This is a genomic window from Phenylobacterium sp. (genome assembly GCF_031425575.1).
Lineage (GTDB): Bacteria > Pseudomonadota > Alphaproteobacteria > Caulobacterales > Caulobacteraceae > Phenylobacterium.
The window spans coordinates 1-3,520 of sequence record NZ_JANPJP010000314.1; the positions used below are offsets into that span (position 1 = coordinate 1).

4 protein-coding genes and 1 pseudogene are annotated in these 3,520 nt (G+C 68.4%); 3 read left to right on the forward strand and 2 right to left on the reverse strand.

Annotated features, from left to right (window positions below; all coding sequences use genetic code 11):
* Window positions 1–1,035 (reverse strand): monovalent cation:proton antiporter-2 (CPA2) family protein (locus tag RMO97_RS17475; protein WP_310542294.1); only part of this gene is annotated, 1,035 nt, incomplete at its 3' end.
* Between the two features lie 120 nt (window positions 1,036–1,155).
* On the opposite strand from RMO97_RS17475, the gene RMO97_RS17480 reads away from it, so the two are divergent.
* The 3 genes from RMO97_RS17480 (at window position 1,156) to msrA (ending at window position 3,184) form a co-directional block, all read left to right on the forward strand.
* Window positions 1,156–1,875 carry a CoA transferase subunit A gene (locus RMO97_RS17480; protein ID WP_310542295.1) on the forward strand — a complete coding sequence of 240 codons (720 nt, stop codon included), beginning with the start codon at window positions 1,156–1,158 and terminating at the stop codon, window positions 1,873–1,875.
* A 1-nt stretch (window position 1,876) separates the two neighbouring features.
* Window positions 1,877–2,518, forward strand: coding sequence for a 3-oxoacid CoA-transferase subunit B (locus RMO97_RS17485; protein WP_310542296.1), 642 nt, complete (start codon window positions 1,877–1,879; stop codon window positions 2,516–2,518).
* A 90-nt stretch (window positions 2,519–2,608) separates the two neighbouring features.
* Window positions 2,609–3,184, forward strand: a complete 576-nt coding sequence (gene msrA, locus RMO97_RS17490; RefSeq protein WP_310542297.1) for a peptide-methionine (S)-S-oxide reductase MsrA — start codon at window positions 2,609–2,611, stop codon at window positions 3,182–3,184.
* Window positions 3,185–3,291: 107 nt separating this feature from the next.
* Here the strand turns inward: msrA and RMO97_RS17495 are convergent.
* A pseudogene (locus tag RMO97_RS17495) lies at window positions 3,292–3,520 on the reverse strand (hypothetical protein); the annotation flags it as partial.

The window sequence follows — 3,520 nt, forward strand, 5'->3', positions numbered from 1 at the left end:
CGCCGTCGTGCCCGCCTCCCGGCGCGGCATGCGGAAGACCGCGCCCACGCCGAACATGGCGACCGCCTTCAACACCATCATGCCGATCACCAGCCCGGCCAGCAGCGCCGGCTGGCGGGCGATCACCGAGAAGTCCAACCCGGCTCCCACGGTGATGAAGAACAGGCCCAGCAGCAGGCCGCGGAACGGTTCGATGTCGGTCTCCAGCTCGCGCCGGAATTCGCTCTCGGCCAGCACCACCCCGGCCAGGAAGGCGCCGAGCGCCGGGGACAAGCCCACCGTCTGCATCAGGGCCGCGACCGCCACCACCAGCAGCAGGGCGGTGGCGGTGAAGATCTCTCGCAGGCGGGCCTGGGCGATAAACCGGAACACCGGCCGCACCAGATAGCGGCCGCCCCCGATCACCGCGGCCACCGCGCCGAGGATGGCCAGCGCCTTGGCCCAGCCGGGCAGGCCCATGGCGTCCAGCAGGCTGGCGCCGTGACCAGCCGCCGCCGCCGCCTCGTGAACCGGCGCGGCCACCGCCAGCAGCGGCAGCAAGGCGAACAGCGGGATCACCGCCAGGTCCTGGAACAGCAGCACCCCGAACACCGCCTCGCCGACGGTCCCCTGGCGCAGGCCCTTCTCCTCCAGGTTGGCCAGCACGATGGCGGTCGACGACAGGGCCAGCACCGCGCCGGCCGCCAGCGCCGTGCGCCAGTCGAGGCCCAGGGCCAGGCCCGCCCCGGCCATCACCAGGGTGGTCGCCGCCATCTGGCCGCCGCCCAGGCCGAAGATCGCCGTCCGCATCCGCCACAGCAGGGCCGGGCGCACCTCCAGCCCGATCAGGAACAGCAGGATCACCACCCCGAACTCGGCGAACTTCATGACGTCGGCGGGCTCCCCCACCAGGTCCAGCAGGAAGGGCCCGACGATCACGCCGGCGATCAGGTAGCCCAGCACCGACCCCAGGCCGAGGCGCTTGGCGATGGGCACCGAGACGACGCCCGCGGTCAGATAGACCAGCGCCTGGATCAGCAGTCCCTCGCCGTTCATCGGGCGGCCCTCGTTTCCTGATGCGACATAGCGCGACTATGAACCGGCGTTCCCGGTTTTGTGCACGCGAAAACCGAATGCGCGGTTCCCAAATGTTGCAGTGCGGCGTAATGGGCGTTCATGGCTGACAAGACACAGAAATCCGCCGTCGACGCCCTAGCGGGGCGGCTGTTCGATGGCATGACCATCATGGCCGGGGGCTTTGGCCTCTGCGGCATCCCGGAAAACCTGATCGCGGCGATCCGCGAGAGCGGGACCAAGGGGCTCACCGTGGTCTCCAACAACTGCGGCATCGACGGCTTTGGCCTCGGCGTCCTGCTGGAAAGCGGCCAGATCAAGAAGATGATCTCGTCCTATGTCGGCGAGAACAAGCTGTTCGAGCAGCTCTATCTCTCGGGCGACCTGGAGCTGGAGTTCAATCCCCAGGGCACGCTGGCCGAACGCATCCGCGCCGGCGGCGCCGGGATCCCGGCCTTCTTCACCAAGACCGGGGTCGGCACCCTGGTGGCCGACGGCAAGGAGGTGCGCGAGTTCGACGGCGAGATGTACGTCATGGAGCGCGGCCTGACCGCCGATCTCTCCATCGTCAAGGCCTGGAAGGGCGACGCCGCGGGCAACCTGATCTACCGGAAGACCGCGCGGAACTTCAATCCGATGATGGCCACCGCCGGCAAGGTCACCGTCGTCGAGGTCGAGCAGCTGGTCGCGATAGGCAGCCTCGACAAGGACAACATCCACACCCCGGGCATCTATGTCGACGCCATCGTCGAGGGCGCGAAATTCGAGAAGCGGATCGAGCGCGTCACCACGCGGCCCCGCGAACAGAAGGCGAGCGTCTGAGATGGCCTGGACCCGCGAACAGATGGCGGCCCGCGCCGCCCAGGAGCTGCGCGACGGCTTCTATGTGAATCTCGGCATCGGCATCCCGACCCTGGTGGCCAACTACATCCCGGCCGGCATGAGCGTCACCCTGCAGAGCGAGAACGGCATGCTGGGCATGGGGCCCTTCCCTTACGAGGGGGAGGAGGACGCCGACCTGATCAACGCCGGCAAGCAGACCATCACCGAACTGCCGGAGAGCTCCTACTTCTCCAGCGCCGATAGCTTCGCCATGATCCGCGGTGGCCACATCGCGCTGTCCATCCTGGGCGGCATGCAGGTCTCGCAGACCGGCGACCTGGCCAACTGGATGGTGCCGGGCAAGGTGGTGAAGGGCATGGGCGGAGCCATGGACCTGGTGGCCGGCGTCAAGCGCGTCGTCGTCGTCATGGACCACGTGGAGAAGTCCGGCGCGCCCAAGCTGCTCACCGCCTGCACCCTGCCGCTCACCGGCGCGCGCGTCGTGGACCTGCTGATCACCGACCTCGGGGTGTTCGATATCGCCCGCGGCAAGTCGCCCTTGACCCTGACGGCGCTCGCCGACGGCGTCACGCTGGAGGAGATCACCGCCAAGACGGAAGCCAGGTTCGAGGTGGCGCTTTAGATCCGCTCACCGGGATGAGCGGTGTTTGGGCCGGTGAAACCTCCGGGTCCTGGCTTGCGTATGTCTTCACAGGACAACCAAGGTAGACCCATGAACAAGCCCCTCTTCGCCGCTGTCGCCGCCGTGAGCCTGCTGGCCGCAAACGCCGCCCCTGCCGCCGGCGGCCTGAAGACCGCGGTCTTCGCCGGCGGCTGCTTCTGGTCGGCCGAGCACGACATCGAACGCGCCAAGGGCGTCCGGTCGGTGGTGGTGGGCTATTCCGGCGGCGCCTCGACCCGCCCCACCTATGAGAACCACGAGGGCCACCTGGAGGCCATCCAGGTCACCTACGATCCGACCAAGACCAGCTACTCCCTGCTGGTGGCCAACTTCTTCCACAATATCGATCCCACCGACCCCAACGGCCAGATCTGCGACCAGGGTCCGGCCTACCGCACGGCGGTCTTTGTGTCCGACCCGGCCGAGCGCGCGGCCGCCGAGGCGGTGAAGGCCCAGGTGGCCAGGGAGCTGGGCAAGCCGGTGGCGACGAAGATCCTGCCCGCCGCCACCTTCCACATGGGCGAGGCCTATCACCAGGACTACGCCAAGAAGAACCCGGCGGCCTACAACGCCTACAAGGTCGGCTGCGGCCGCACGGCGGCGCTCAAGGCGGTGTGGAAGCGCTGAACGGTCTCCTCCTCTCCCCGTTCAGGGGGAGAGGGTAGGGTGAGGGGGCGCGCAGCAGGGCTGCGCGTCTCGGCTTGCGAGCAACAACGGCACGTCAGAAAGAGCCCTCACCCTACCCTCTCCCGCAAGCGGGAGAGGGGGAGTAGCCGCTGCTCCGCGCTCTTCATCCTCGGCTTCGGAGGCTGCCCGGTCACCGGATCGCGGGGCAGCGGCGCGTAGCCCTCGCCGATGAACAGCTCCGTCCGCCGCTTGCGCTTCCTGTCCAGCATGACGCTGTGGATCTCGCGGCCCGACACCGCCTGGAAGTCCTGGGCCAGCTCGTCGCGGTAGATCAGG

Excerpts from the sequence above, each read along its gene's own strand:
- msrA (WP_310542297.1), top strand. The coding sequence starts at position 2,609 with ATGAACAAGCCCCTCTTCGCCGCTGTCGCCGCCGTGAGCCTGCTGGCC.
- RMO97_RS17485 (WP_310542296.1), top strand. The coding sequence starts at position 1,877 with ATGGCCTGGACCCGCGAACAGATGGCGGCCCGCGCCGCCCAGGAGCTG.
- RMO97_RS17480 (WP_310542295.1), top strand. The coding sequence starts at position 1,156 with ATGGCTGACAAGACACAGAAATCCGCCGTCGACGCCCTAGCGGGGCGG.